Here is a 26494-nt window from a genome sequence, read left to right on the forward strand (position 1 = left end):
TCTCTTTGCAGGACACCGTCATCATGAAGAAGCACGCCCTGGCGTTCGCCGCGCTGATCGCCCTGACCGCCGGCACCGCTCTGGCCCATGATTTCAAGGCCGGGCCGGTCGACATCGAACATCCCTGGGCCCGCGCCACGGCGCCCTCGGCCCCGAACGGCTCGGCCTACATGGTGCTGAGCACCCACGGCCCGGACAGCGACCGCCTGCTGTCGGCCAGCACGCCCGTCGCCGACAAGGCGGAGCTGCACACCCACCTGATGGACAACGGCGTCATGAAGATGCGCCAGGTCGACGCCATCGAGGTGGCGCCCGGATCGCCGACCGCGCTGCAGCCCGGCGGCCTGCACGTCATGCTGTTCGGCCTGAAGCAGCCGCTCGCTCCGGGAAAGGCGTTCCCGCTGACCCTGACCTTCGAGAAGGCCGGGCCGGTCACCGTCCAGGTGGACGTGCAGAGCGCCGGGTCCGCCGCCCCCTCCCATGGCGGCGCCGGCGGGCCGCAGGCCGGCGGCACGCAGCACAAGCATTGATGGCGCCGCGCCGCGCCGGCCTGTCGCGAAGGGTCGGCGCGGCCGCAACCGGCGGTCGGTGCTGGGGGCGGTCGGTACTGATATACCAGCATCGCATTTGACCGTCCGGCGCCATGGGCGCAGGGTGTGGCGCGCCGGTCCGGCAGAAGGCCGGCACGCCACAGGAAGGAACGCCCCGCCCATGACTCCCCCCATGAGCGCCGCCCGATGACCGCCACCGAGAAGGCCCTGGCGGCCAGCTCCTCCGGGCGGGCGGGCATCGCCTGGATGCTGCTCACCACGCTTCTGTTCGTGACGCAGGACGCGACCCTGCGCGTCCTCGTGCAGACCTATCCCTTCGCGGAGGTCGCCTGGGCACGCTTCGCGGTGCATCTGGCCATCGCCTTCGTCGTGGTGGCGCTGCGCTCGCCCAGCCATCTGATCGCCCAACGCCCGGCGATGCAGATCCTCCGCTCCACGCTGCTGGCCGTGCTGACCCTGCTGGCGGCGGTGTCCTACAAGATCCTGCCCTTTGTCGACGTGGCGGCGATCGCCAACGTGGCCCCGGTCCTCGTCGCCGTCCTGTCGGTTCCGCTCCTCAAGGAGAAGGTCGGCTGGCGGCGTTCCCTGGGGGTGCTGGGCGGCTTCATCGGGGCGATGATCATCATCGGCCCGGCCAGCCTCGTCTTCCAATGGGCGATCCTGCTGCCGTTGGCCGCCGCGCTGTGCAACGCGCTCTACCAGATCGTCACGCGGCTGCTGCGCGGCGGCGATTCCACGCTGACGACCTTCTTCTACACCAGCATGGCCGGGACGGTGCTCTGCGGGCTGCTGCTGCCTTTCGGCTGGACGACGCCGGACCTGACGGGGGCGGCGCTGATGATCATGCTCGGCGCGCTGGGGGCGTGCAGCCATTACTGCCTGATCCGCGCCTACTCGGTGGCGGACGCGGCGACGGTGGCGCCCTTCGGCTACACGACGCTGATCTGGGCGGTGCTCTACGGCCTGCTGGTCTTCGGGGAGCCGCCCAGCGCCTCGACCCTCGCCGGTGGTCTGGTGATTGTCGCCGCCGGCATCTACATCTTCCACCGCGAGCAGGTGAGGGCGCGCGAGGCGGCCGTGAAGGAGCGGGCGAAAGAGGCGGCGAAGGAGGGCTGAGCGGCCCCTTTTCCCGAGAGTTCCTTATGCCGGAGGCACGTACACAGGACGTCCAGGTACCCGAAATATCACGGGCCGCACGCGTCGAACTGTAACATGCTCCGCGTACCGTACGCCGGTCGGTGAGGGCCGGCGTTTTTTCCCTTCCACCAGCAACGAGAACAGCAATGAACGGACTGCCCAAGCAGACGTGGCGCTGCCGCGTTGCCGAACTGTTGAACGACCCCGTGGTCCAGGCCGTGTTGCGCCGGGACCGCCTGACCCACGAGCAGGTTCTGGCACAGCTCACCCCCATTGCCGAGCACCTGCGCCGCAACACTTCCCCCGAACGACCCGCAAGGCGGCTTCCGCGCGAAGCCTTCTGACCTTCCAAAGAGAAAAGGCCGCCCGGTGGAACGGGCGGCCTTCTTCTTTCAAGCCGGTTGGATCAGCCGGCGATCTCGAACTTGATCCCCTGGGCCAGCGGCAGGGCGCGGGAGTAGTTCACCGTGGCCGTCTGGCGGCGCATGTAGCCCTTCCAGGCGTCGGACCCGGACTCGCGCCCGCCGCCCGTCTCCTTCTCGCCGCCGAAGGCGCCGCCGATTTCGGCACCCGACGGGCCGATGTTGACGTTGGCGATGCCGCAGTCGCTGCCGGCCGCCGACAGGAAGCTCTCCGCCTCGCGGATGTCGGTGGTGAAGATGCAGGAGGACAGGCCCTGCGGCACCGCGTTCTGAAGCGCGATGGCCTCCTCCAGCGTCTCGTAGGTCAGGACGTAGAGGATCGGAGCGAAGGTCTCGTGGCGGACGATGTCGGTCTGGCCCGGCATCTCGACGATGGCCGGCTGCACGTACCAAGCGTCGGGATACTGGTCGGCGAGGGCGCGGCCGCCGCCGGTCACCACGCCGCCGTCGGCCTTGGCCTGCTCCAGCGCGCGCTGCATGCCCTCATAGGCGCCCTTGTCGTTGAGCGGGCCGACCAGAACGCCGGACTCCAGCGGGTTGCCGATGGGAACGGAGGCATAGGCGGCCTTCAGGCGCGGCAGCAGCGTGTCGCGCACGTCCTTGTGGACGATCAGGCGGCGCAGCGTGGTGCAGCGCTGGCCGCAGGTGCCCACCGCCGAGAAGACGATGGCGCGCACCGCCATGTCGAGGTCGGCCGACGGCGCGACGATCATCGCGTTGTTGCCGCCCAGCTCCAGGATCGGGCGGGCGAAGCGCTCCGCCACCTTCAGCGCGACCTCGCGGCCCATGCGGGTCGAGCCGGTGGCCGACACGATGGGGACCAGCGGGCTGGCGACCAGCGCCTCGCCGACGTCGCGGCCGCCGTTGACGACCTGCAGCAGGTCCGCCGGGGCGTCGCCGAAGCGGGCCACCGCGCGCTCGAAGATGCGCTGGCAGGCCAGCGCGGTCAGCGGGGTCTTCTCCGACGGCTTCCAGATCACCGGATCGCCGCAGACCAGCGCCAGGGCGGCGTTCCAGGCCCAGACCGCGACCGGGAAGTTGAAGGCGGAGATCACCGCGCAGGGGCCCATCGGGTGCCAGGTCTCGCGCATCGCGTGGCCCGGACGCTCCGACGCGATGGTCAGGCCGTAGAGCTGGCGGGACAGGCCGACCGCGAAGTCGCAGATGTCGATCATCTCCTGGACCTCGCCCAGGCCCTCCTGGAAGATCTTGCCCATCTCCAGCGTGACGAGACGGCCCAAATCCTCCTTGGCGTCGCGCAGCTCCTCGCCCAGCAGGCGGACCAGCTCGCCGCGGCGCGGCGCCGGGACGGAGCGCCAAGCCTCGAAGGCGCGCTGGGCGCGGGCGGCCACCTCCGGGATCTCCGACGCCGGGGTGACCGGCGCCACGCCCAGCGCAGCGCCGTCGATGGGCGAGCGGACGGACAGGCCGGCCCCGTCGGCGGGAAGCTCAAGGCCGAGGCGGGAGAGAAGGTCGCGGTGCTGCATGGAAAAGGTCCTCGGTGTAAGGCAACCGGTGGAGGTTAGCGCTGGCGCCCGGCGGCGCGGATGTCGGACAGGCTGCGGTTCGGCGTCAGGGCCTCGGGGTCGAGCCTGACGTGCAGGAGGGCCGGCCGGCCGGCGGCGCGGGCGCGCTCGAAGGCCGGGGCGAACTCCTCCGTCCGCTCCACCGTTTCGCCATGGCCGCCATAAGCGCGGGCGAGGGCGGCGAAGTCCGGGTTGGTCAGGGCGGTGCCGGACACGCGGCCCGGATACTCGCGCTCCTGGTGCATGCGGATGGTGCCGTACATGCCGTTGTCGATGACCAGAACGATGAGGTTGGCGCCCTCCTGCACGGCGGTTCCGAACTCCAGACCAGTCATCTGGAAGCAGCCGTCGCCGGCGAAGCAGACCACGTCCCGCTCCGGGTGGAGCAGCTTGGCCGCGACGGCGGCGGGCAGGCCGTAGCCCATCGAGCCGCAGACCGGCGCGGCCTGCGTGGCGAAGCGGCGGAAGCGCCAGAAGCGGTGGATCCAGGTGGCGTAGTTGCCGGCGCCGTTGGTCAGGATGGCGTCGTCGGGCAGGGTGTCGCGCAGCCAGGACATGACGGCGCCCATCTGGACGTCGCCGGGGATGGTGGCCGGCGGCTCGCTCCAGGCGGTGTAGGCGGCGTGCGCGGTCTCGGCCTGACCGGCCCAGGCGGGGGAGGCCGGCGCCTCCAGCCCGGCCACGGCGTCGAGGAAGCCGCCCGGCGTGGCGTTGATGGCGAGGTCGGGGTTGTAGACGCGGCCCAGCTCCTCCGCCCCCGGATGGACGTGGATCAGCGTCTTGCCGGTCTCCGGGATGCCGAGCAGCCCGTAGCTCTGCGACGGCACCTCCGAGAAGCGGCCGCCGAGCAGCAGGATCACGTCGGCGTCCTTCACCAGGGCGACCAGCTTCGGGTTGATGCCCAGCCCGATGTCGCCCGCGTAGTTCGGGTGCGTGTGGTCGAACAGCATCTGGCGGCGGAAGGTGACGGCCACCGGCAGCGCGAAGGTCTCGGCGAAGACGTGCAGCGAGGCCACCGCGTTCTCGGTCCAACGGGAGCCGCCGGCGATGACCAGCGGACGCTTCGCCCCGGCGAGCAGCCGTCCGACCTCGGCGACCTGGGCGGGGGTCGGGGCGCTGTCCACCGGGCGGGCGGGGCGGGCGGCGGTCACGTCCGCCGTCTCCACCAGCATGTCCTCCGGCAGCACCAGCACGACCGGGCCGGGGCGGCCGGCGAGTGCCGTATGGAAGGCGCGGCTGACCATCTCCGGCACGCGGTCGGCGCTGTCGATCTCGGCCACCCACTTGGCCATGCCGCCGAACATGAGCGTGTAGTCGACCTCCTGGAAGGCGTCGCGCCCGCGCATGCCGCGCTCGATCTGGCCGATGAACAGGATCATTGGGGTGGAGTCCTGCTGCGCCACATGGACGCCCGGCGCGGCGTTGGTGGCGCCGGGGCCGCGGGTGACGAAGCAGATGCCCGGCCGGCCGGTCAGCTTGCCCTCGGCCTCCGCCATCATGGCCGCACCGCTCTCGTGGCGGGCGTTGATCGTGCGGATCGAGGAATCGTGCAGCGCGTCCAGCACGGCGAGATAGCTTTCGCCCGGCACGCAGAACACGCGCTCGACGCCCTGCGCCTCCAGCGCATCGACGATCAACTGGCCTCCGGTCTTCATAGCGCGCTCGTTCCTCGGCTGGGCGTTCAAATCCTCCTCAATCTGGCGGCAGGCCCCGCCCCGCGCAACCGACTTTCTTTCCCCCGGTCATGAGCTATAGTCATGACCCATGGGTCTGCAACGCCGCCTTCTCCCCTCCATGAGCGCGCTCTCCGCCTTCGAGGCGGCGGCGCGCACCGGCAGCTTCACCGCCGCGGCGCAGGAACTGGCGCTGACCCAGGGCGCCGTCAGCCGCCAGATCAAGGCGCTGGAGGACCAGCTCCGCGTCCCGCTGTTCGTGCGCCGCGACCAGCGCGTGACCCTGACCCCGGCCGGAGAATCCTACGCGGCGGAGGTGCGGGAGGCGCTGCACCGGGTGGGCGCGGCGACGCTGCGGGTCATGACCGCGCCGCAGGGGGGCGTGCTGAAGCTGGCCGTCCTGCCGACCTTCGGCACGCGCTGGCTGGTGCCGCGCCTGCCCGCCTTCCAGGCGGCGCACCCGCAGGTCATCATCCATTTCATGACGAAGATGGAGCCCTTCGACTTCCGGTCGGAGGATCTGGACGCCGCCATCCATTTCGGCGCCGCCGACTGGCCCGGCGCCGTCTGCGAGCGGCTGATGGAGGAGGAGGTCCTGCCGCTCTGCGCCCCGTCCTTCCTGGCCGCCCACCCGATCCAGGAGCCGGGAGACCTCGTGGCGCTGCCCCTGCTGCACACCACCAGCCGCCCGGAGGCGTGGCGGGACTGGTTCGCCGCCCAGGGCATCGAGCGGCACGAAGGCGCCGGCATGTTCTTCGAGCAGTTCTCCACCACCGCCCAGGCGGCGATCACCGGGCTGGGGGTGGCGCTGCTGCCGACCCTGCTGGTGCAGGCGGAGATGCGGGACGGGGCGCTGGTCCCGGCACTGGACCGGCCCTACCGGAACCCGGACCGCGCCTATCACCTCGTCCACCCGCCGTCACGGGCGCACCACCCGCCGCTGGCGGCATTCCGGGAATGGCTGCTGGGGCAGTCCGTCGGCCACGCCGGAAGCGCTTGAGAACACAGCAAAAACCCCCTTTTGCAAGCCGAGGGGCGGGAAAAGGGCCGGGACGGGGCGTCCTCGTCAGGGCAGACAGGCCCTGCCCGTATGACGTTTTTGCTGCAAATTCATGGCGCCCGGCGTTAAGAGGAAACGGCAGAACCGACCGAGAGAACCGTTTCCATGCTGCTGCTGCGCGCCATCCGCTCCATGATGCCCAAGGAAGAGCGGGTCATTGAGCAATTCATCGAGCAGGCCCGCCACATCGTCGACGCCGCGGCCGCCCTGGAAGCCGTCATGCAGGCCGGTCCGGAGGAGCGCGCCGACCGCACCGCGACGCTGAAGCGGATCGAGAAGGACGCCGACCGCGTCGCCAAGGACGCCGGGCGCGGGCTGCACCGTGCCTTCATCACCCCCTTCGACCGGTCGGAGATCCAGGCGCTGATCAACGCGCTCGACGACTGCATCGACCTGATGGACGAGGTGCCGCGCCTCGCCGCGCTCTACGGTATCGAGACCTTCGACGACCGGATGATGCGCATGGCGGCGATCGGCCGCCGTCAGGCCGCCCTGCTGTCGGAGGTCATGCCGCTGCTGACCAAGATCTCGGTCCACGCCGACCGCATCCTGCACATTTGCGGCCAGATCTCCGACCTGGAGGACGAGGCCGACGAGATCCTGCGCGACGCCATGAAGTCGCTGATCGCCGAGCGCCCGGAGATGATCGACTTCCTGGGCCGCCGCGAGGTCTATGAGCTGCTGGAGGCCGTCACCGACCGTTGCGACGACGTGGGCGACCTGATCGAAGGGATCACCCTGGATCAGGCGTAAGGGCGGTTCTCGCCCAAGGGCAGGGGAGCGAAAGCCGCTCCCCGCTCACATCCGGCTCAGATATCAACTCAAACCTGGGCCATGCCGCCGTCGGCGAACAGTTCCACGCCGTTGACGAAGCTGCTGTCGTCGGACGCCAGGAAAACGGCGGCCTTGGCGATTTCGTCGGGATCGCCGACGCGGCCCAGCGGCACCTGCGCCGCCAGATAATCCACCAAGCCCTGCTGCTGCGCCGCGTCCGGACCGGCCAGCTCGACCAGACCCGGCGTGCGGATCGGACCGGGGCTGAGCGTGTTGACGCGGATGCCGCGGTCCTTCAGGTCGAGGATCCAGCTGCGGGCGAAGTTGCGCACCGCCGCCTTGCTGGCGCTGTAGACGCTGAAGGCCGCCGTGCCCATGCTGCCGGCGGTGGACCCGGCGAGGATCACCGACGCGCCCCGGCCGAGCAGCGGCAGCGCCTTCTGCACGGTGAACAGCACGCCCTTCACATTGCGGTTGAAGGTGTCCTCGTACTGCTCCTCGGTGATGGCGCCCAGCGGCAGCATGCCGCCGCCGCCGGCGTTGGCGTACAGCACGTCGAGGCGGCCCGCCTCGCTCTCGATCCGGGCATAGAGCCGGTCGAGATCGGCCAGATTGGACGAGTCGGCCTGCACCCCCGTCGCTGTGCCGCCGGCGGCGCGGATCGCCGCGACCGCGGCCTCCAGTTCGGACGGGCGGCGGCCGGTGAGATAGACGGCCGCACCTTCGGCGGCAAAGCGCTTGGCCGCGGCGAGGCCGATGCCGCTGGTGGCGCCGGTGACGAGGGTGATCTTACCGTCGAGCTTGCGTGACATTGGAAGTCTCCTTGGGATTGGGGTGTTCGTTGGAGACAAAGCTATCGACGGCGGATGCGCATCGAAATAGAAACGACTGAAAACCATCGTTGCAGGATTGGCGATGTCGAAGCTGCCGGATTTCGAGGGCTTGGCGATGTTCGCCAAGGTGGTGGAAGAGCGCTCCTTCGCCGGTGCGGCCCGCGCCATGGGCGTGTCGGTCGCCACGGTGTCGAGGGCGGTCGGCCGGCTGGAGGAGCGGTTGGGCGGACGGCTGTTCAACCGCACCTCGCGCCGGCTGGCCTTGACCGATTTCGGCCATTCCCTGGCCGAGCGCGCGATGCGCCTTTACGACGAGGCGGAGGCGGCCGAGAACGCGGCGCGCGAACTGTCCAGCCGCCCGCGCGGGCTGATCCGGCTGGCGGTGCCGATGTCGTTCGGGCTGCGCTGGGTGGCGCCCCTGCTGCCGGATTTCTTCCGCCTCTATCCGGAGATTTCCATCGACCTGCATCTGAGCGACGCCACCGTCGATCTGGTGGGGGAGGGCTTCGACGCCGCGCTGCGGATCGCCGTGCTGCCGGACAGCTCGCTGGTGGCGCGGCGGCTGTGCCCCATCGCCCCCGTCGTCCTTGCCGCCCCCGGCTACATCGCCCGCCACGGCTTGCCCCGGCATCCCCGCGACCTGAAGAACCACCATTGCCTGGGCTACGCCTACCGGCGGCGGCAGGACATCTGGCACTTCAGCAACGGCGCCGGCGAGGAGGAGAGCGTGACGCCGTCCGGCCCGCTGCGCGTCACCAACGCCGACGCCCTGATCCCGATGCTGCTGGAGGGGCTGGCGATCGCCGAACTGCCGGAGTTCATGGCCGCGGAGCATCTGGCGGACGGGCGGCTGACCGCCATCCTGACCGCCTGGTCACTGCCCAAGGGCGGACTCTACTTCGTCACGCCGTCGGCCCGCACGCGCCCGGCGAAGGTCGGGGTGCTGGCCGACTTCCTGGTCGAACGCCTGTCGGAGCCGGCATGGCGGCGATCCGACAGCCCGGGCAAGGACCAACACGCCCCGGTTATGGTTAACGGTACATAAACCAATTCACGGCTAATTTCGAAGCATCGCCGCTCCGATCCCGAGAGATTGCCGCCGTGAAGCTGCGCCTCGTCACCGCCGCCGCCCTTTGCGCCTTCCTCGCGATCCCGGGGGGCATGACCACCGGACGGAGCGCGCAGGCCGCAGGCGACACCACACCCTACGGCCACAGCACCGAGGCGGAGGAGGTCGACCGCTTCGTCCGGGCGCTGCGCACCATCCGCAGCCAGTATGTCGAGCCGCTGACCGACCACGAACTGGTGGACATCGCCATCAAGGCGATGGCCGGGCGGGACCGCTATTCCGCCTATCTCGACGACGGCGAATACCGGCAGTTGCAGGCGTCGAACGACGGCGCCTTCGCCGGGCTGGGCATCCGCTACGAGGCCCACGGCACCCGCGTCCGCATCGCTGAGACCGTTCCCGAGTCCCCCGCCGAGGCCGCCGGTCTGCGCTCCGGCGACGTCATCCTGGCGGTGGACCAGCAGCCGGTGGGCGGGGCGGAGCTGGCGACCGTCAAGCAGATGCTGAGCGGGCCGGAAGGGGCGGCGGTGTCGCTGACCGTCCTGCGCGCCGGCACGCCCGACCCCTTCGAGGTCAGCGTGGTCCGCGGCAAGCTGCGCATCCCCTCGGTCCGGCTGGCCGCCGTCGGGACGGTGGGCTACATCCGCATCGCCCGTTTCGACCGCCAGACCGCCACTGGGGTCAGCACGGCCATCCGGTCGCTGCGCGAGCGGATCGGGCCGGACATCGGCGGCTTCGTCATCGACCTGCGCGACAACCCCGGCGGGCTGGTGCAGGCGAGCGTCCGCGTCGCCGACGCCTTCCTCGACAAGGGAACCATCCTGACCGCCCGCGGCCCCGGGCGCGGGGCGGACAAGACCTACACCGCCACCCCCGGCGACGAGACGGACGGTTTGCCGCTGGTGGTGCTGGTCAACGCGAAGTCGGCCTCCGCCGCGGAGATCCTGACCGGGGCGCTGAAGGACCACCGGCGCGCCACGGTGATCGGCACGACGACCTTCGGCAAGGGGATCATCCAGAGCGTCATTCCCTTCGACAGCGGGGCGCTGAAGCTGACCACGGCGCGCTACTACACCCCGTCGGGCCAGTCAATCCACCAGATCGGCATCCAGCCCGACGAGACCATCGCGGAGCCGGCCGCGGAGGACGGGCAATCCGCCCTGCCGCCCAACGGCATTCCCAACGCGGCCAACGATCAGGCCTTCGCCCGCGCACTGTCCATTCTCCGGTCCCGCTGACTGGGGTCCCGCCGCTTGGGATTCTGCTGGCGGATCAGAAGATCACCTCGCCGGCCAGCAGGGCGAGCACGAGGAACACCAGGAAGATGATCAGCGCGATCCCGAAGAGGATCTTCGCGACACCCGCGGTGGCCGACGACACGTTGGTGAAGCCGAGCGCGCCGGCGACCAGAGACACCACGAAAAAGATCAACGCCCATTTCAGCATGGACCGCTCCTGCGCGTTCTGAAACCCAGCCGGCAAGCCCGGCAGGGTAGGAACCTCGCGGACCGCCGCGGGTTCCAGAGCCCGCCGGTCCGCCCCTCCCTATTCGTCAGGGTCCGGAATTCCGCAGGATGGCCGTTCCGTAGCGGGTTACCACCCGGTGCCGGAGCGGTTCGGCAAGGATTGACGGGTCATGCCCTGGTCCATCCCGGACTCGTTGGGCGACCGCGTGCGGCTTTGCGGCTCGCTCACGCCGGAGCCGCTGTAGGGGCCGGGGCTGGAACTGGTCCCGTTCGGGTTGACGTTCGGCTCGTCCACGCCCTGGCTGCCGGACATGCCGCCGCCGGTGAGGCCGCTTCCGGAGCCGCCGCTGTTCATCCCGCTGCTGCCCGTTCCGCTGCCGTCCATGCCCGAACAGGCGGCCAGAAGCATCGCGGCCGACGCCGCGATCATCAGATTGCGCATGTCGCACTCCCTACGCTGATGTCTTGAAGGTACAGCCCTTCTCAACTGGCACCCGCCCGGGAGGGTTCCGATTCTTGGGGGTCCCTGCGGCAACGGGCGTTTCAGCGTCCGGCCGCCTGACGGCGCAGCGCCTTCAGTTCGTCGAACCGGGCGCTGACGTCGCGCATGACCGCCGCCATGCCCAGCATCGTCCCGTCCGCGTCCTTCAGCGGCACGATGGTGAACTCCACCGAGATGCGGGTTCCGTCCTTGCGCGTCGCCGGCACCGACAGCAGGTCGCCGCTGCCGTAACGGCTCTCCCCCGTCTTCATCACCTGGTCGTAGCCGTCCCAATGGCGTTGGCGCTGACGGTCCGGAATGATGATGTCCAAGGACTGGCCGAGCGCCTCGTCGGCGGTGAAGCCGAACACGCGCTCCGCCCCCGCGTTCCAGAAGCGGATGATGCCCTCGCGGTCGGCATAGGCGATGGCCTCGGCCGGGCTGTTCAGCAGCGCCAGCCCCAGCCGTTGCAGGTCGTTCTCGGTCATAGGTTCCCCCCTCGTCCCTGTGTTGCGGTCAAATGTCCAGAACCAGGCGTGCGCTGCGGGCGCGCGACACGCAGATCATCATCGTCTTCCCGGCGGCGCGCTCGGCGTCGGACAGGACGCTGTCGCGATGGTCCGGCTCCCCCTCCAGCACCGCCGTCTCGCAGGTGCCGCAGATGCCCTGCTCGCACGACGAGGCGACGGAAACGCCCGCGGCGTCGAGCGCCTCCAGCACGCTGGTCCCTTCGTTGACCGTGACGGTCACGCCGGAGCGGGCGCAGACGACCTCGAAGCGGTCGTCCGGCGCCGCGTCACGCCCCGCGTCCGAGCGCGGCGCGAACCATTCGAAGCGCACGTCCTGCGACGGCCGCGCGGCGCTTGCAACCGCGTCCATCAAGCGCTGCGGGCCGCAGCAATAAATCAGCGCATCGTCGGGCGTCGCCGTGAGCAGGTCGTCCACCGCCAGCCGCCGGCCTTCATCCGCGGCGTGGAGCACCACCTCGCCGTTGCCCAATTCGCGAAGCTCGGCGAGGAACGGTGCCTCGGCCGCGCTGCGCACGCAGTAATGCAGGACCCAGTCGGTCCCGCGCCGCGCCGCCTCGCGGATCATCGGCAGCAGGGGCGTGATGCCGATGCCCCCGGCGATGAACACATAGCGCGGGGCGGCGTCGAAGCGGAAACTGTTGCGGGGCGGCGCGATGGCGACGGCGGTGCCGAGCCGCAAGTCCCCGTGGATGAAGCGCGATCCCCGCCCGCCCGGCAAATTCAGCACGGCGATCCGGTAGGCGGAGCGGTCCGCCGGGTCGCCGCACAGCGAGTAGGAGCGCACCGCCCCGTCCGGCAGATGCACGTCGATGTGCGCGCCCGGCTCGTAGGGCGGCAAGTCCTCGCCGTCCGGATCGCGCAGTTCCACCAGCAGCACCTGCGGTGCGACCCGCTCCATATGATGGACGCGCATCGACCGCGTTGCTGCCGGCGGCCGTTGCGCATTCTCCCTGAGACCGGTTGTCGTCATTCCTTCGCCCGCCCCGGTGGTTGTTCCATCTGCACCCGGCCTGCGTCCGGACGTCCGTCGGTGCGGCGCGTCTCTGGCATGCCAGATACAATAAAGCCACTCTAAAACCTCAAGTTAACTTGAGGTCAAGGGCTAAGAACGTCTTGCCGTTCGGGGAACCGTCCCGGCTCCGCTCGGTTGCCGAGGGGGTAAAGCGACTTCATCACGACCGTTTGCGACGGAGACTCCCGCATGGCGAGCACGGCTTCCGACATTCTGGTGGATGTCCTGGTGGATTGGGGTGTGGACACGATCTTCGGCATGCCCGGCGACGGCATCAACGGTATCGTCGAGGCGCTGCGCCGCCGCCAGGACGAGATCCGCTTCATCCAGGTCCGTCACGAGGAGGCGGCGGCCTTCGCCGCCTGCGGCTACGCCAAGTTCACCGGGCGGCTGGGCGTGTGCATCGCCACCTCCGGCCCCGGCGGGCTGCATCTGCTGAACGGTCTCTACGACGCCAAGCTCGACCACCAGCCGGTGCTGGCGATCACCGGGCTGCAGTACCACGACCTCGTCGGCACCTACACCCAGCAGGACGTGGAGCTGGACAAGGTGTTCCAGGACGTCGCGCTCTACAACCAGCGCATCATGGGGGCGGCGCATGTCCGCAACATCGCCAATCTGGCCTGCCGCACCGCGCTCGCCCACCGCGGCGTGTCGCACATCACCATCCCCGTCGATCTGCAGGAGCAGGGCATCGGTGCCGACATGCGGGCGCCGCGCAACGTGAAGGGCCACAACACCGCCCTGTTCGCCCCCCAGCTTCCCGTCCCGTCGGAGGCGCAGACCCGCCGCGCCGTGGAGATCCTCGACGCCGGCAAGCGCGTCGTCATCCTGGCCGGCCAGGGCGCGCTGAAGGCGACTGACCAGCTCGAACGGCTGGCCGACAAGCTGGGGGCGGTGATCGTCAAGGCGCTGCTGGGCAAGGCCGCGGTGCCGGACGACAGCCCCTTCACCACCGGACAGGTCGGGCTGCTCGGCACCGCCCCCTCGCAGGAGGCGCTGGAGACCTGCGACACGCTGCTGATCGCCGGCTCGACCTTCCCCTACATCGAGTATTACCCGAAGCCGGGGCAGGCCCGCGCCATCCAGATCGACATCGACGCGGCGCGCATCGGCCTGCGCTATCCGGTGGAAGCCGGGCTGGTCGGCGATTGCGGGCTGGCGCTGGACATCCTGACCGAGCGGGTGCGGCGGCACGAGGACCGTTCCTTCCTGAAGACGGCGCAGGCGGGCAAGGCGGAGTGGATGAGGCTGATGGAGGAGCGCGGCACCCGCCCCGACCTGCCGATGAAGCCGCAGGTCGTCGCCTGGGAGCTGGGCAAGCGCCTGTCCGACACGGCCATCGTCGCCTGCGACAGCGGCACCATCGCCACTTGGTGGGCGCGGCAGATTCCGGCGCGGTGCGGCCAGATGCACTCCCTGTCCGGCAACCTCGCCACCATGGCGCCGGGCGTCCCCTACGCCATCGCGGCGCAGCTCGCCCATCCCGGACGGCAGGTGGTCGCCTATGTCGGGGACGGCGGTTTTTCCATGCTGATGGCCGACTTCGCCACGGCGGTGAAGTACAAGCTGCCGATCAAGGTCATCATCAACAACAACAATTCGCTCGGCCAGATCAAGTGGGAGCAGATCGCCATGCTGGGCAACCCCGAGTATGTCTGCGACCTCCAGCCCATCGACTTCGCCAAGGTGGCGGAGGCCTGCGGCGGCAAAGGCTTCACCGTCACCGACCCGAAGGAGTGCGGCGCCGTACTGGACGCCGCACTCGCCCACCCCGGACCGGTGGTGGTGGATTGCCTCGTCGATACCAACGAGCCGCCGATGCCGCCGAAGGTCCAGGCCAAGCAGGCCCTGCACTTCACCGAGGCGCTGGCCCGCGGCACCCCCGACGCCCTGAAGATCGCCGCCACCGTCTTCAAGGGCCGCGCCCGCGAGGTGATCTGAGACGCGGCCCGTTGGGCGTGGGGCGCCCGCTCAGGCGGCGCGCCCCACGCCCTGCTGCGATCCCTGCTGGGGGGCCGCGTCGGTCATCGCGTAGTTGCGCCCAAAGCGGTTGGCGATGAAGTCGGCGTAGCGCACCTCCTCCTGCTTCACGAAGCCCCGCTGCGGCAGCGTGCCGTCGGCCAGCAGGTCGAGCACGGCGCACATCCCCGACGCGGTGGTAATCTGGATGCCGTTGTAGAAGGTGCCGCCGATCTCCCGCCCGTAGATCTTGTTGGCGTAGGTCTCCTGGAGTAGCCGACCCCGCTTCGTCCCGGTCACCGTCACGAAGATCAGCACGACGTCCTGCAGGGTCGCCGGGATCGAGTGCTCCAGGATGTCCTTTAGCAACTCCCGCCGGCTGCCCAGCCGCAGGTCGTGCAGCAGCGCCTTCATCAGGTCGCGGTGCCCCGGATAGCGGACGGAGCGGTAGTTGAGCGTCCGCACCTTGCCCGCCAGCGTCTCGCACAGCGTGCCCAGCCCGCCCGAGGTGTTGAACGCCTCGTACAGCACGCCGTCGAGGGAGAACTCCTCGCGCTCCTCCAGCGGCGGGACGGAGACGAGGCGGCCTTCGACGATGGCCTCGCAGGGCTCCAGATACTCGTTGATGACGCCCTCGGTGCTCCAGGTCAGATTGTAGTTCAGGGCGTTGGACGGGTATTTCGGCAGGGCGCCGACGCGCATCCGCACCGTGTCCAGCGTGTCGAAGCGCGAGGCCACGTCGTTGGCGACGATGGAGATGAAGCCCGGCGCCAGCCCGCACTGCGGGATGAAGGCGCACGGCGCGCCGTCGGCCAGTTCCTTGACGCGCCGCGTGCTCGCCACGTCCTCCGTCAGGTCGAGGTAATGGGTGCCGGCGGCCCGCGCCGCCTCCGCCACGCCGACCGTCAGGTGATAGGGCAGCGCGCTCAGCACCGCGAACTTGCCGCGCATCGCCTCGGCGAGGTCGGCGGGGTCGGCGGCGTCCACCACGCGCGTCTTCATGCGCGGGTGGGCGGGCAGCCGCTCCAGCGCGTCCGCCGAACGGTCGGCGACGGTCACCCGGTAATCGCCTGTGGCCTTCAGGAAGTCGCCGATGGTCTCGCCGATCTTGCCGCCGCCCATCAGAAGAATGTCGCGCATCGTCCCGTACCCCCAGCTTCGTTGGTTTGCGTCGTTATGACGCAATCTTGACCGGACGGCCTGTCGATGTGCAGGGTGCAGGGTGACGAAACGCCCGAAATTGGTCGGCGGATTGACGGAAAGGCCGGCGATATGATGGACGAGCTGGATCAGCACCTTCTCGACGCGCTTCAGGACAACGCGCGGGAGCCCACCGCCGCGCTGGCCCGCCGCCTGCGCGTGTCGCGCAGCACGGTGCAGAGCCGCATCCAGCGGCTGGAGGAGCGCGGGGTGATCGCCGGCTACACGGTGCGGCTGTCGGACGAGACGGCGCGCCGGATGATCCGCGCCCACGTCTCCATCAACCTGTCGCCCAAGCTGACCGCCGCCGTGGTCCAGGCGCTGAAGCGGATTCCGGAGGTGCGGGCGCTTCACGCCATCAGCGGCGCGCACGACCTGATCGCCGTGGTGCGGACCGGAACGATGGAGGAGATGGACGCGCTGATCGACCGCATCGGCGCCATCGACGGCATCGAGCGGACGACCTCGTCGATCATCATGGCGACGAAGTTCGAGCGGTGAAAAAGAAAAGCCCCTCTCCCCGGATGGGAAGAGGGGCTGTGTTCAACGTGACGACGCTTACACCATGCCCGAGCGGGTGAAGGGCAGGTGGTGCAGGCGCTTGCCGGTGGCGGCGAAGACCGCGTTGGCGACCGCCGGGGCGGCGGTCGGCACGCCGGGCTCGCCGACGCCGGTCGGACGGGCGGTGGAGGGGAGGATGTGCACCTCGACCGGCGGCATCTCCGAATTGCGGAGCGGCTGGTAGGTGTCGAAGTTGCTCTGGTCCACCACGCCGCCGGTCAGCGTGATCTCGTCGCGCAGCGCGTGGCCGATGGCCCAGCCGGTGCCGCCGGAGATCTGCGCCTCGACGATGTTGGGGTTGACGACCTGCCCGCAATCCACCGCACAGACCACGCGGTCGATGGTCACGCGGCCCTGGTCGTCCACCGAGACCTCGGCGACGTGGGCGACGAAGCTGCTGAAGCTCTCATGCACGGCGATGCCGCGGCCCTTGCCCTTGGGCAGCGGCTGGCCCCAGCCGGCCTTCTCGGCCGCCAGCTTCAGCACGCCCTGGAGGCGCGGGTGGCCCTTCAGCATCTCCAGCCGGAAGGCCACCGGGTCCTTGCCCGCCGCCGCTGCCAGCTCGTCGATCATCACCTCCTTGGCGTAGGCGGTGTGGGTGTGGCCGACCGAGCGCCACCACAGGGTGGTGACCGGGGACTTCGGCGAGTGCAGATCGACGTACAGGTTCGGCACGGCGTAGGCCATGTCCGAGGAGCCTTCGACCGAGGTCGCGTCCACGCCGTTCTTGACCATCACGGCTTCGAACGGGGTGCCTTCCATGAAGCTCTGCCCGACGATGTTCTGCCGCCACGCCACCAGCGTGCCGGAGGCGTCCAGGCCCGCCTTCACCTTGTGCAGGAACAGCGGGCGGTAGCGGCCGCCGCGGATGTCGTCCTCGCGCGTCCACACCAGATGGACCGGCGCCTTGCCATAGGCCTTGGCGATGGACACCGCCTCGGCGATGTAGTCGGCGTCGGTCGTGGCGCGACGGCCGAAGCTGCCGCCCGCCCAGACGGTGTTGATCACCACCTGCTCCGGCTTGCAGCCCAGCATGGCGGCGGCGACCTTCTGCTCGACCCCCTGGAACTGCGAGCCGGCCCAGATGGTGCAGCCGCCGTCCGGGTTCAGCTCGACGGTCGCGTTCAGCGGCTCCATCGGGGCGTGGGCGAGGTAGGGGAAGACGAACTCCGCCTCCACCACCTTGGCGGCGCCGGCCAGCGCCTTCGCCGCGTCGCCGGTGTTGGTGGCCACGTTGCCCGGCTGGTCGGCCAGCTTGCGGTAGTCGGCGAGCATCTCCTCGCTGCCGCGCATCTCCGCCTTGGCGTCGTCCCACTCCACGGTCAGCGCCTCGCGGCCCTTCATGGCGGCCCAGGTGTTTTTGGCGACGACCGCGACGCCCCTCGGCAGGGTCAGCACCTCCAGGACGCCCGGCACCTGCTTGGCCGCGGCGGCGTCCACCGACTTCACGGTGCCGCCGAAGCGGGGGGAGCGGGCCATCACCGCCGTCACCTGGCCGGGGCGGCGGATGTCCATGGCGAAGATCGCCGTGCCGTCGGTCTTGGACACATGGTCCAGCCGGTGCAGCGACGGGTTGCCGATGAGCTTGTAGTCCTTGGCGTCCTTCAGCGCGACGTTCTGCGGGACGGGCAGCTTCGCCGCGTCCTCCGCCAGCTCGCCGAAGCGGGCGCTGCGGTTGGAGGCGGCGTGGCGGACGACGCCCTGTTCCACCGTGACGGACGAGGCCGGGACCGACCAGCGCGCCGCGGCGGTGGCGACCAGCATGGCGCGGGCGGCGGCGCCGGCCATGCGCAGCTCGTCCCAGCTGTTGGCGACGGCGGTGGAGCCGCCGGTGCCCTGGATGCCGAAGAAGTGGTTGGCGTAGAGCGCGCCGTCCGCCGGGGCGAAGGCGCCGCGCATCTGCGCCCAGTCGGCGTCAAGCTCCTCCGCGACGATGGTGGTCAGGCCGGTCATGATGCCCTGGCCCTTGTCCAGATGCTTGACCAGCACGGTGACCGTGTCGTCGGCGGCGATGCGGATGAAGGCCTGCGGGCGCGGGTCCGCCGGGCCGACCACCTTGGGGGCGGCGGCCTCGCTGGCGAAGCCGGTCCGGGGCAGCATGGCGCCGAGAACCAGAGCGCCGCCGGCCCCCTTGAGGAAGCCGCGGCGCGAGGGCGCGGCGACATCGGCCGCCGCCTGCTTGATGAGCTGGTTCAGCATGGCTCAGGCCCCCATCGCCTTGGCGGCGTCCTTGATGGCCGCGCGGATGCGCGGGTAGGTGGCACAGCGGCAGACGTTGCCGTCCATGGCCGCGTCGATGTCGTCGTCCGTGGGGTTGCGGTTGTCGGTCAGCAGGGCCACGGCGCTCATGATCTGGCCGGACTGGCAGTAGCCGCACTGCACCACGTCCAGCTTCTGCCACGCGGCCTGGACGGCCTGGGCGACCGTGCCGGACACGCCCTCGATCGTGGTGATCTTGGTGCCGGCGGCGGATTCCGCCGGGGTCTGGCAGGCGCGGATCGGCGTGCCGTCCATATGGACGGTGCAGGCGCCGCACTGGGCGATGCCGCAGCCGAACTTGGTGCCGGTCAGGTTCAATTCGTCCCGCAGGACCCACAGAAGCGGCATGTCGCCGGGCACGTCGACGTCCCGGTCCTGCCCGTTGATGTTCAAACGAATCATCGGATGATCCCTGTCTCTCGACTCTGCCTGTCGGGTATTATGATGCGGGCCTTCGGCGGGCAATTCCTGCGTGAATCCCAGCTTCGAAAAGACCGTGTGCAGTGTGGTCCCATTCGGCGGGCGTGGCAAACATCCCAGTATGGGAGTTGGTCTTCCGCGGAAGCGCCGGCCCTATCCGTTCGTTCGGCCCGCAAACGTGACCACGATCATCCTAACCGCTTCGCTGCGAGCCGAATAGCCGGTACAATCCGCTTGAGCTTATGAATTTGGTGCATGAATGAACCGGAACGACCTCAGCGATCTGGCGGCCTTCGCCGTCGTGGCGGAGGAGGGGAGCTTCACGCGGGCGGCGGCCCGGCTGGGCATGTCCCAATCCGCGCTCAGCCACGCCATGAAGGCGCTGGAGGATCGGCTGGGCCTGCGCCTGCTGGCCCGCACCACCCGCAGCGTGTCCACGACGGAGGCCGGGCAGCGGCTGCTGCGCACGCTGCGGCCGGCGCTGGACGACATCGCCGCCGGGCTGGCCGCGGTGGGGGAACTGCGCGAGAAACCCGCCGGCACGCTGCGCATCACCACCGGCAAGCACGCTGCCGTCCGGGTGCTGTGGCCCGTGCTGTCGCGCTTCCTCGCCGACTATCCGGAGGTGCAGGTGGAGCTGTCCATCGACAGCAGCCTGACCGACATCGTGGCCAGCCGCTTCGACGCCGGGGTCCGGCTGGGCGAGCAACTCGAAAAGGACATGATCGCGGTGCGCATCGGCCCGGACATCCGGGCGGCCATCGTTGGGGCGCCTTCCTACTTCGCGCAGCATCCGGTGCCCTGCGCCCCGCAGGATCTGGCCGGGCACGACTGCATCAATTACCGCTTCACCACGTCCGGCGCCGTCTATGTCTGGGAGTTCGAGGAGGACGGCCACCCGGTGAACGTCCGGGTGTCGGGATCGCTGGTCTCCAACGACATGGACGTCATCATGGCCGCCGTCCTCGACGGGCGGGGGCTGGCCTACATCTTCGAGGACGAGGTGGCGGAGCACATCGCCGCCGGGCGGCTGGTCCGCGTGCTGGACGACTGGTGCACCCCGTTTCCCGGCTATTACCTCTACTACCCCAGCCGCCGGCAGATCCCACCGGCCCTGGCCGCCCTGGTCGACGCGCTGCGCTACCGACTGTAGCAACCGTGCAACTTACACATGCCGATTCCGCGCTCCGGCCAGATCCGAAAAAGGATTATTAACGTACCAAAAGAATAAGGTAATCGGATCAAGCGGCACCGAGCCGCCGGAACGGGATGAACGCCGGATGATGCGTGTGTATGCCTGCATAACCCAGCAGCACGATCTGTGGCTCGTGCTGCTGGCGGGGGCGGTGTGTGGATTCGGTGCCTGGGTATCCTTGAACCTCGCCCGCCGCGCGGCGGCGGCGGTGGGGCGGGCGCGCCGGGGCTGGCTGGCCGGTGCCGCGACGGCGACCGGCGGCGGCGTGTGGGCGACCCATTTCATTGCCATGCTGGCCTTCCAGACGAGTCTGCCCACGGGCTACGACGTCGGTTTGACGGTCCTGTCGAGCCTGATCGCCATCGGCGGCGCCGCGGTGGGCATCCGCCACGCCATCGGCGGCGGGCGGCTGGCCGCTCCGCTGGGCGGCGCCATCGCCGGGGCGGCGGCGACCGCCATGCATTTCACCGGAATGGCGGCGCTTCAGGTGCCGGCCAACCTGCATTACGACCCGGTTTACGTCACGGTGGCGCTGGGCCTGGGCGTCCTGCTGGGCGGGGCGGGCTTCACCGCCGCCCTGCGCATCGGCTCGCTGAAGGGGCTGGCGACCGGCGCCGCCCTGCTGGCGCTGGGCATCTGCGGGCTGCATTTCACCGGCATGGCCGGCGTTACGCTGATCCCCGACCCGCTGCACGACATGTCCGACCAGATCATGGAGCCGGGCTTTCTGGCGGTCGCCATCGCGGTGACGGCCACGGTGGTGATGGCGCTGGGCCTCGTCGGGGCCATCGTCGACCAGCGGCTGGCCGCGCGGACGGCGCACGAGGCGGCCCGGCTGCGCGCCAGCGAGGAGCGGTTCCGCCAGCTCGCCGACGCCACCACCGAAGGCATCGTGATCCACCGCGACGGCGTGGTCCTCGACGTCAACCGCGCCATGGCGGAGCTGCTGGGCAGGCCGCAGGCGCAGTTCATCGGCCAGTCCATGCTGCGCTTCGTGGTGCAGAACCGCCGCTCCGACATCGAGCGCAAGCTGGCCCAGCCGACCTCCGAACGGGTCGAACTGGATCTGCTGCACGACGACGGCACGCTGGTGATGGTCGAGGCGCACGGGCAGGACATCACGCACGAGGGCCGGCCCGCCCGCGTCGTCGCCGTGCGCGACATCCGCGAGCGCAAGCGGGCGGAGGAGCGCATCCGCCACATGGCCCACCACGACCTGCTGACCGGCCTGCCGAACCGTTCCCTGTTCCTCGACCGGCTGAACGGCGCGCTGACCAGCGCGGGGCGGGCGCGCACCGGGGTGGCGGTGCTCTATCTGGATCTCGACCGCTTCAAGGCGGTGAACGACCTACTGGGCCACCCGGCGGGCGACCGGCTGCTGCAGGAGATGGCGCGCCGCATGCTGGAGGCGGTGCCCAGCCACGACACGGTGGCGCGGCTGAGCGGCGACGAGTTTGCAGTCCTGCACCGCATCGCCCAGCCGGGCGAGGCTCTGGCCCTGGCCGACCGGCTGGTCAAGACGCTGGGCCTGCCCGCCGAGCTGGACGGCCAGCGCATGGTGGTCGGGGCGAGCGTCGGCATCGCCCTGTTCCCCCAGGACGGCGGCGGGGCGGAAGCGCTGCTCCAGCACGCCGACACCGCCCTTTACCGTGCCAAATCGGAGGGGCGGAACACCTTCCGCTTCTTCGAGGCGGAAATGGACGAGCGTCTGCAGGCCCGCCGCGGCCTGGAACGTGACCTGCGCCAAGCGCTGAGCGACGGCGCGCTCAGCGTCCATTACCAGCCGCTGGAGGATTGCCGGACCCACCGCGTCCTGGGGTTCGAGGCGCTGGTGCGCTGGAAGCACCCGGAACGCGGCATGATCCCGCCGTCGGAGTTCGTGCCGCTGGCCGAGGAGAGCGGGCTGGTCATGCAACTCGGCGAGTTCGTTCTGCGCACCGCCTGCCGGGACGCCCGGAACTGGCCCGATCCGGTCAAGGTGGCGGTGAACCTGTCGCCGGTCCAGTTCCGCCATTCCGACCTCCCGGCCACCATCCTCGGCATCCTGGAGGAGGAGGGGATGGCGCCGCACCGGCTGGAGATCGAGGTGACCGAGGGGGTGATGATCGACGACACCGAGCGCGCCCTGGCGGCGCTGACCGCGCTGAAGGCCGCCGGTGTCCGCATCGCGCTCGACGATTTCGGCACCGGCTATTCCAGCCTCAGCTACCTGCAGAAATTCACCTTCGACAAGCTGAAGATCGACCGCTCCTTCGTCCAGCTGATGGCGGAGAACCGCGAATCCCTGTCGATCATCCGCACCATCCTGGCGCTCGCCAAGAGCCTGGACATCGCCGTCACCGCGGAGGGCGTGGAGACGGAGGAGCAGCGGACCCTGCTGAAGAACGAATCCTGCAACCAGCTCCAGGGCTATCTGATCGGGCGCCCGGTCCCGGCGTCGGAGCTGGCGCGCTTCTACGAGCCGGCGTGAGGCCGGGCCGGCCGCCCCCACGGCACGGGGCGATGTGACGGAACCGTTGGACAAACGGACGAAGGCCGCCGCACAGTGTCCCCCGTCATGACCGGATTGCGTGCCTTCGCCGGGCGTCTCATCGCCGCTCTTCTCCTGCTCCCGTTCCTGCCCCCGGACATCGCGGCCGGGCGGGAGGCCCGCACCGCCGTCACGGTGCTGACCTCCTTTCCCGCGGGCTTCTACGAGCCGGTGCGCGAGGCCTTCGAGGCGGCGCACCCCGACTGGCGCCTGCGCATCGTCAACACCAAGACCACCGCCGCGATCAGCCAGCTTCAGGAGCGGGCGGACGACGGGGTCGACGTCTTCTGGGCATCCGCCCCCGACGCCTTCGAGGTGCTGAAGGCGGCCAAGCGCCTGCAGCCGCTCGCCGCCCGCCCGACGGGGGCGCCGCCGACCGTCGGGAACCAGCCGATCAACGATCCGGACGGCGCCTATCTCGGCTTCGCGCTGTCGGGTTACGGACTGCTGTGGAACCAGCGCTATCTGGATCGCCACGGCCTGCCGGCGCCCAAGCGGTGGGAGGATCTCCGCCGCCCCGCCTACGCCCGGCATCTCGGCATCACCGCGCCGTCGCGCTCCGGCACCATGCATCTGATGGTAGAGACCGTGTTGCAGATGCAGGGGTGGGAGCGCGGCTGGGCGACGTGGCTGGAGATCGCCGGCAACCTCGCCACCGTGACGGCGCGCAGCTACGGCGTGGTGGACGGCGTCGCCAAGGGGCGCTTCGGCGTCGGGCTGAGCATCGACTTCCTCGGGCAGTCCGCCGGGTCGGAGGAGGAGGACCTGCGCTTCGCCTATCCCGCCGACAGCCTGTTCTTTCCCGCCAGCGTGGCGCTGCTGCGCGGCGCGCCGAACCCGGAGGGGGCCGGGGCCTTCATCGACTTCCTGCTGTCCCCGGCCGGTCAGGCGCTGCTCGTCCGCCCGGACATCCAGCGGCTGCCGGTGCGGCCCGACGCCTACGCGGCGGCCCCGGCCGGCTACCCCGACCCCTACCGGACGGAGACCGGGGACGACCTGTTCCTGTTCGACCGCGCCCTGTCCGGCGCCCGCTACGAGTTGGTGAACCTGCTGTTCGATGAGCTGGTGACCTTCCGGGTCAAGACGCTGAACCGGGTCTGGCAGCTGATCCACGAGGGGGAGGCGCGCCTCTCCGCCCTCTACGGCGCCGCCGCCCACGAGCCGGTCGCGGCGGACCTGCTGCGTGCCGCGCGGGCGGCGGCCACCGCGGTCCCGGTCTCCGCGGCGGAGGCCGCCGACCCCGCCTTCTCCATGGCGCTGCGCCGGCCGGCGCGCGGGCTTCCCGTGTCCAGCCGGCAGGCCGAACTGGAAGCCGCGTGGCGGGCCTTCTCCCAAGAGAGTCTGGACGAGGCGCTGGCCCTGGCGGAGCGCGCGCTGATCATCCTGCGCGTGGCCAGCGGCGAAGGGGTGTGGCCGTGAGCGCGGAGACGATGTCCGGGCAGTCCGCCGGCCCCGTGCGCTTCGGCATCCGGGCGCGGTTGCTGCTGGCCTTCGTCGCGGTGGCGGCTCTGTCGGTGGTCGCCTGCGGGCTGGGCTGGCTGTCCTACGACCGGCTGGGCGGCACGCTGGATGAGTTCGCGGAGAGCCATCTGCCCGCACTGGGCCTCGCCGCGCGTCTGGCGGAGGAGGGCGGAAGCATCATCGCCACCGCACCGATCCTCGCCAACGCCCAGACGGAGCCGGAGCTGGGGGCGATCCGCGACGCGCTGGGCCGCCGGCTCGCCGCGCTGCGCGCGCTGGCGGCGGAGGGGGAGCGCGGCGTCCCCGGGCTGCGGCCTCTGGTGGACGCGCTCGGCCGCAACCTGACCGACCTCGACGCCACCGTGCGGCACCGGCTGGCGCTGGCCCGCCGCAACCAGGAGGGCATCGAGCGGCTGCGCTGGCTGCACGCCGATTTCCTCGATGAGATCGAGCCGCTGGTCACCGACGCCCGCTTCAACATCCAGAGCGCGCTGGGCCTCGTCGAGGCCGGCACCCGCTCCGCCGAGGCCGTCCGCACCCTGCGCGCGGAGAGCCGGCGCAGCGAGGCGGTGCTGCAGATCGGGGCGAACGGCAACCTCGCGGTCGGGCTGATCGCGCGGGCCGCGACGCTGGCCACCACCGAGGCGCTGGACGACAACGCGGGGTTCCTGGAGGAGACCGCCGACCGGCTGCAACGCGACCTTGCGACCCTGGAGGACTGGGCGGACGGCGTGTCGCTGGCGCAGCTGGTCGCCCGCCTGCTGGATCTGGCCCGCGGCGAGGGCAGCGTCCCGGAGCTGCGCCGCGCGGAGCTGGCCGCGGCCGACCAGGGGCAGGGCCTGCTGGCCGAGAACCGGACGCTGGTGGCCCGGCTGAACGGCCTGATCGCCCAGCAGGTGCAGTCGGTGGAAACCACCTCGCGCGCCGCCGCGGCGCGGTCGGCCCAGGCCATCGCCGAGGGACGGTCGGCCCTGCTGGCGAGCGCGCTGGTCAGCCTGCTGGTGGCGGTGCTGGTGGCTTGGCTGTACGTCAACCGCAGCATCATCTCGCGCCTGACGCGGTTGGGCAGCGCGGCGCACGAGATCGCCGCCGGCAACCTCAAGGCCGACATCCCGCTGGGCGGCAACGACGAGCTGTCGCAAATGGCCGCGGCGCTTCTGGTCTTCCGCGACACCGCCATCGCGGTGGAGGAGGCCAACGCCCAGGCCATCATCGACAACGCCCAGGCCGGGCTGGCGACCACCGACGCCGACGGGGTGATCGAGTTCGTCAACCCGCTGGCTTCCGCGCTGATCGCCGCGCCGGACGGCACCGCGGACGGACGTCTGGCCGACCGGCTGGAGCCCGCCGGCGCGCGGCGCGTGGAGGACTTCTTCCGCGCGGCCGGCGAGGCCCCGGAGGAGGCGGCGCCGTCCCTGTCCATCCTGACCGCCGGGCGGCGGCCGGACGGCCGCCCGGTGCCGGTCCAGGTGGGCATCCGCCCCTTCCGGCGGCGCCAGCAGCAGCGCTTCATCGTCACCCTGACCGACATGACGGAGCGGGTGGAGGCGCAGCACATCCTGGAGCGCACGGTGGCGGAGCGCACCGCCGACCTGCGCACCACCAACGCGCGGCTGGAGCGGGCCATCGCCGAGCACCAGCGCGCCGAGCGCGACCTGCGCGATGCCCAGGCGGAGCTGGTGCAGGCCGGCAAGCTGGCGGCGCTGGGCCAGCTCGCCGCCGGGGTGGGGCACGAGCTGAACCAGCCGCTGTCGGCCATCCGCTCCTACGCCCACAACGGGCGCAAGCTGATCGCGCTCGGCCGGGTCGCGGAGGCGGAGGGCAACCTCGGCAAGATCGCCGACCTGACCGCCCGCATGGCCAACATCACCAACCATCTGAAGCGTTTCGCCCGCCGTCCCGACACCCGGCTGGGCGCGGTGGAGCTGGCGCCGGTGGTGCAGGGCGCGCTTTCGCTGTTCGGCGACCGGCTGCGCGAGGAGTCCGTGGAGCTTGCGGTGGAGCTGGCGGAAGACGGCGCGCCGCTGCGCGTCCGCGCCGAGGAGGTGCGGCTGGAGCAGGTGCTGGTCAACCTGCTGAGCAACGCGCTGGACGCCGTGGCCGGCGCGCCGCAGCGCCGCATCGCCATCACCGCGGAGGCGGCGGACGACACCGTCCGCATCACGGTGCGCGACAGCGGCCCCGGCATTCCCGACGCGGTGGCCGGGCAGGTGTTCGATCCTTTCTTCACGACCAAGCCGGTGGGCGCCGGGCTGGGCCTCGGCCTCTCGATCTCCTACAACATCGTGCGGGACTTCGGCGGTGCCCTGTCGGTGGCCGAGAGCGGCCCCGACGGAACCGCCTTCCTGCTGACCCTGACCCGTGCCTGAGCG

Annotated in this window: 23 protein-coding genes; 13 read left to right on the forward strand and 10 right to left on the reverse strand. The window is 70.5% G+C overall.

All coding sequences use genetic code 11. The features are described from left to right. The first annotated feature begins 23 nt into the window (after window positions 1-23). The 3 genes from D3869_RS26070 (at window position 24) to D3869_RS26080 (ending at window position 2032) form a co-directional block, all read left to right on the forward strand. Complete coding sequence (locus tag D3869_RS26070) at window positions 24-530, forward strand: copper chaperone PCu(A)C (protein ID WP_175426621.1); 507 nt, start codon at window positions 24-26, stop codon at window positions 528-530. Between the two features lie 207 nt (window positions 531-737). Continuing rightward, a complete protein-coding gene (locus D3869_RS26075; RefSeq protein WP_137142685.1) occupies window positions 738-1667 on the forward strand; it encodes a DMT family transporter in 930 nt (309 codons plus the stop codon). Window positions 1668-1834: 167 nt separating this feature from the next. Beyond that, on the forward strand, window positions 1835-2032 hold the full coding sequence (locus D3869_RS26080; RefSeq protein WP_014200253.1) for a hypothetical protein: 198 nt from the start codon (window positions 1835-1837) through the stop codon (window positions 2030-2032). Window positions 2033-2094: 62 nt separating this feature from the next. Here the strand turns inward: D3869_RS26080 and amaB are convergent, their stop codons facing one another. Both amaB and D3869_RS26090 read right to left on the reverse strand, forming a co-directional pair. Then, on the reverse strand, window positions 2095-3597 hold the full coding sequence (amaB, locus tag D3869_RS26085) for an L-piperidine-6-carboxylate dehydrogenase (protein ID WP_137142686.1): 1503 nt from the start codon (window positions 3595-3597) through the stop codon (window positions 2095-2097). Between the two features lie 35 nt (window positions 3598-3632). Further along, window positions 3633-5291 (reverse strand): thiamine pyrophosphate-binding protein, encoded by a 1659-nt coding sequence (locus D3869_RS26090; RefSeq protein WP_137142687.1) that lies wholly within the window; start codon window positions 5289-5291, stop codon window positions 3633-3635. Between the two features lie 109 nt (window positions 5292-5400). Between D3869_RS26090 and gcvA the strand changes: the two genes are divergently transcribed. Next, window positions 5401-6309: a transcriptional regulator GcvA gene (gene gcvA / locus D3869_RS26095; protein ID WP_137142688.1), complete on the forward strand. Its 909-nt coding sequence runs from the start codon at window positions 5401-5403 to the stop codon at window positions 6307-6309. A gap of 165 nt (window positions 6310-6474) precedes the next feature. Continuing rightward, entirely contained in the window at window positions 6475-7122 is a 648-nt protein-coding gene (locus D3869_RS26100) for a DUF47 domain-containing protein (protein WP_035682258.1), read from the forward strand. Between the two features lie 68 nt (window positions 7123-7190). On the opposite strand, the gene D3869_RS26105 is transcribed toward D3869_RS26100, so the two are convergent. Next, a complete protein-coding gene (locus D3869_RS26105; protein ID WP_137142689.1) occupies window positions 7191-7955 on the reverse strand; it encodes an SDR family NAD(P)-dependent oxidoreductase in 765 nt (254 codons plus the stop codon). 103 nt (window positions 7956-8058) lie between these two features. Here D3869_RS26105 and D3869_RS26110 point away from each other — a divergent pair, with 103 nt between their 5' ends. Together D3869_RS26110 and D3869_RS26115 are read left to right on the forward strand one after the other, a co-directional pair. After that, window positions 8059-9021, forward strand: a complete 963-nt coding sequence (locus D3869_RS26110) for a LysR family transcriptional regulator (protein WP_137142690.1) — start codon at window positions 8059-8061, stop codon at window positions 9019-9021. A 56-nt stretch (window positions 9022-9077) separates the two neighbouring features. Next, window positions 9078-10283, forward strand: coding sequence for a S41 family peptidase (locus tag D3869_RS26115; protein ID WP_137142691.1), 1206 nt, complete (start codon window positions 9078-9080; stop codon window positions 10281-10283). Between the two features lie 34 nt (window positions 10284-10317). Here D3869_RS26115 and D3869_RS26120 read toward each other — a convergent pair whose 3' ends face one another. The 4 genes from D3869_RS26120 to D3869_RS26135 all read right to left on the reverse strand — a co-directional run bounded on the left by D3869_RS26120 (window position 10318) and on the right by D3869_RS26135 (window position 12435). After that, on the reverse strand, window positions 10318-10491 hold the full coding sequence (locus D3869_RS26120) for a DUF1328 domain-containing protein (protein ID WP_014199667.1): 174 nt from the start codon (window positions 10489-10491) through the stop codon (window positions 10318-10320). A 147-nt stretch (window positions 10492-10638) separates the two neighbouring features. Beyond that, window positions 10639-10953: a hypothetical protein gene (locus D3869_RS26125; protein ID WP_137142692.1), complete on the reverse strand. Its 315-nt coding sequence runs from the start codon at window positions 10951-10953 to the stop codon at window positions 10639-10641. A gap of 101 nt (window positions 10954-11054) precedes the next feature. Next, entirely contained in the window at window positions 11055-11480 is a 426-nt protein-coding gene (locus tag D3869_RS26130) for a PAS domain-containing protein (RefSeq protein WP_137142693.1), read from the reverse strand. A gap of 28 nt (window positions 11481-11508) precedes the next feature. Next, on the reverse strand, window positions 11509-12435 hold the full coding sequence (locus D3869_RS26135; protein ID WP_137142694.1) for a PDR/VanB family oxidoreductase: 927 nt from the start codon (window positions 12433-12435) through the stop codon (window positions 11509-11511). Between the two features lie 288 nt (window positions 12436-12723). Between D3869_RS26135 and D3869_RS26140 the strand changes: the two genes are divergently transcribed. Further along, window positions 12724-14478, forward strand: a complete 1755-nt coding sequence (locus D3869_RS26140) for a thiamine pyrophosphate-dependent enzyme (protein WP_137142695.1) — start codon at window positions 12724-12726, stop codon at window positions 14476-14478. Between the two features lie 30 nt (window positions 14479-14508). Here the strand turns inward: D3869_RS26140 and D3869_RS26145 are convergent, their stop codons facing one another. After that, window positions 14509-15636, reverse strand: coding sequence for a saccharopine dehydrogenase family protein (locus D3869_RS26145; RefSeq protein WP_137142696.1), 1128 nt, complete (start codon window positions 15634-15636; stop codon window positions 14509-14511). Window positions 15637-15768: 132 nt separating this feature from the next. Between D3869_RS26145 and D3869_RS26150 the strand changes: the two genes are divergently transcribed. Further along, the gene (locus D3869_RS26150; RefSeq protein ID WP_040138311.1) at window positions 15769-16197 is read left to right on the forward strand and encodes an Lrp/AsnC family transcriptional regulator; all 429 of its coding nucleotides are present in this window, start codon (window positions 15769-15771) and stop codon (window positions 16195-16197) included. A 57-nt stretch (window positions 16198-16254) separates the two neighbouring features. Here the strand turns inward: D3869_RS26150 and D3869_RS26155 are convergent, their stop codons facing one another. Together D3869_RS26155 and D3869_RS26160 are read right to left on the reverse strand one after the other, a co-directional pair. Then, the gene (locus D3869_RS26155; RefSeq protein WP_137142697.1) at window positions 16255-18456 is read right to left on the reverse strand and encodes a xanthine dehydrogenase family protein molybdopterin-binding subunit; all 2202 of its coding nucleotides are present in this window, start codon (window positions 18454-18456) and stop codon (window positions 16255-16257) included. Window positions 18457-18459: 3 nt separating this feature from the next. After that, window positions 18460-18918 (reverse strand): (2Fe-2S)-binding protein, encoded by a 459-nt coding sequence (locus D3869_RS26160; RefSeq protein WP_014199673.1) that lies wholly within the window; start codon window positions 18916-18918, stop codon window positions 18460-18462. A 277-nt stretch (window positions 18919-19195) separates the two neighbouring features. Here D3869_RS26160 and D3869_RS26165 point away from each other — a divergent pair, with 277 nt between their 5' ends. From D3869_RS26165 to D3869_RS26180, 4 genes are all read left to right on the forward strand, one after another. Beyond that, window positions 19196-20089, forward strand: coding sequence for a LysR family transcriptional regulator (locus D3869_RS26165; protein ID WP_137142698.1), 894 nt, complete (start codon window positions 19196-19198; stop codon window positions 20087-20089). 127 nt (window positions 20090-20216) lie between these two features. Beyond that, entirely contained in the window at window positions 20217-22601 is a 2385-nt protein-coding gene (locus tag D3869_RS26170; RefSeq protein WP_137142699.1) for an EAL domain-containing protein, read from the forward strand. A gap of 87 nt (window positions 22602-22688) precedes the next feature. Continuing rightward, window positions 22689-24080, forward strand: coding sequence for an ABC transporter substrate-binding protein (locus D3869_RS26175; protein WP_094305761.1), 1392 nt, complete (start codon window positions 22689-22691; stop codon window positions 24078-24080). Next, window positions 24077-26491 carry an ATP-binding protein gene (locus D3869_RS26180; protein ID WP_137142700.1) on the forward strand — a complete coding sequence of 805 codons (2415 nt, stop codon included), beginning with the start codon at window positions 24077-24079 and terminating at the stop codon, window positions 26489-26491. Before D3869_RS26175 ends, D3869_RS26180 begins: the two co-directional genes overlap by 4 nt. Window positions 26492-26494 lie beyond the last annotated feature (3 nt).

Source organism: Azospirillum brasilense (assembly GCF_005222205.1).
In the GTDB taxonomy this organism is placed as follows: Bacteria; Pseudomonadota; Alphaproteobacteria; order Azospirillales; family Azospirillaceae; genus Azospirillum; species Azospirillum brasilense_G.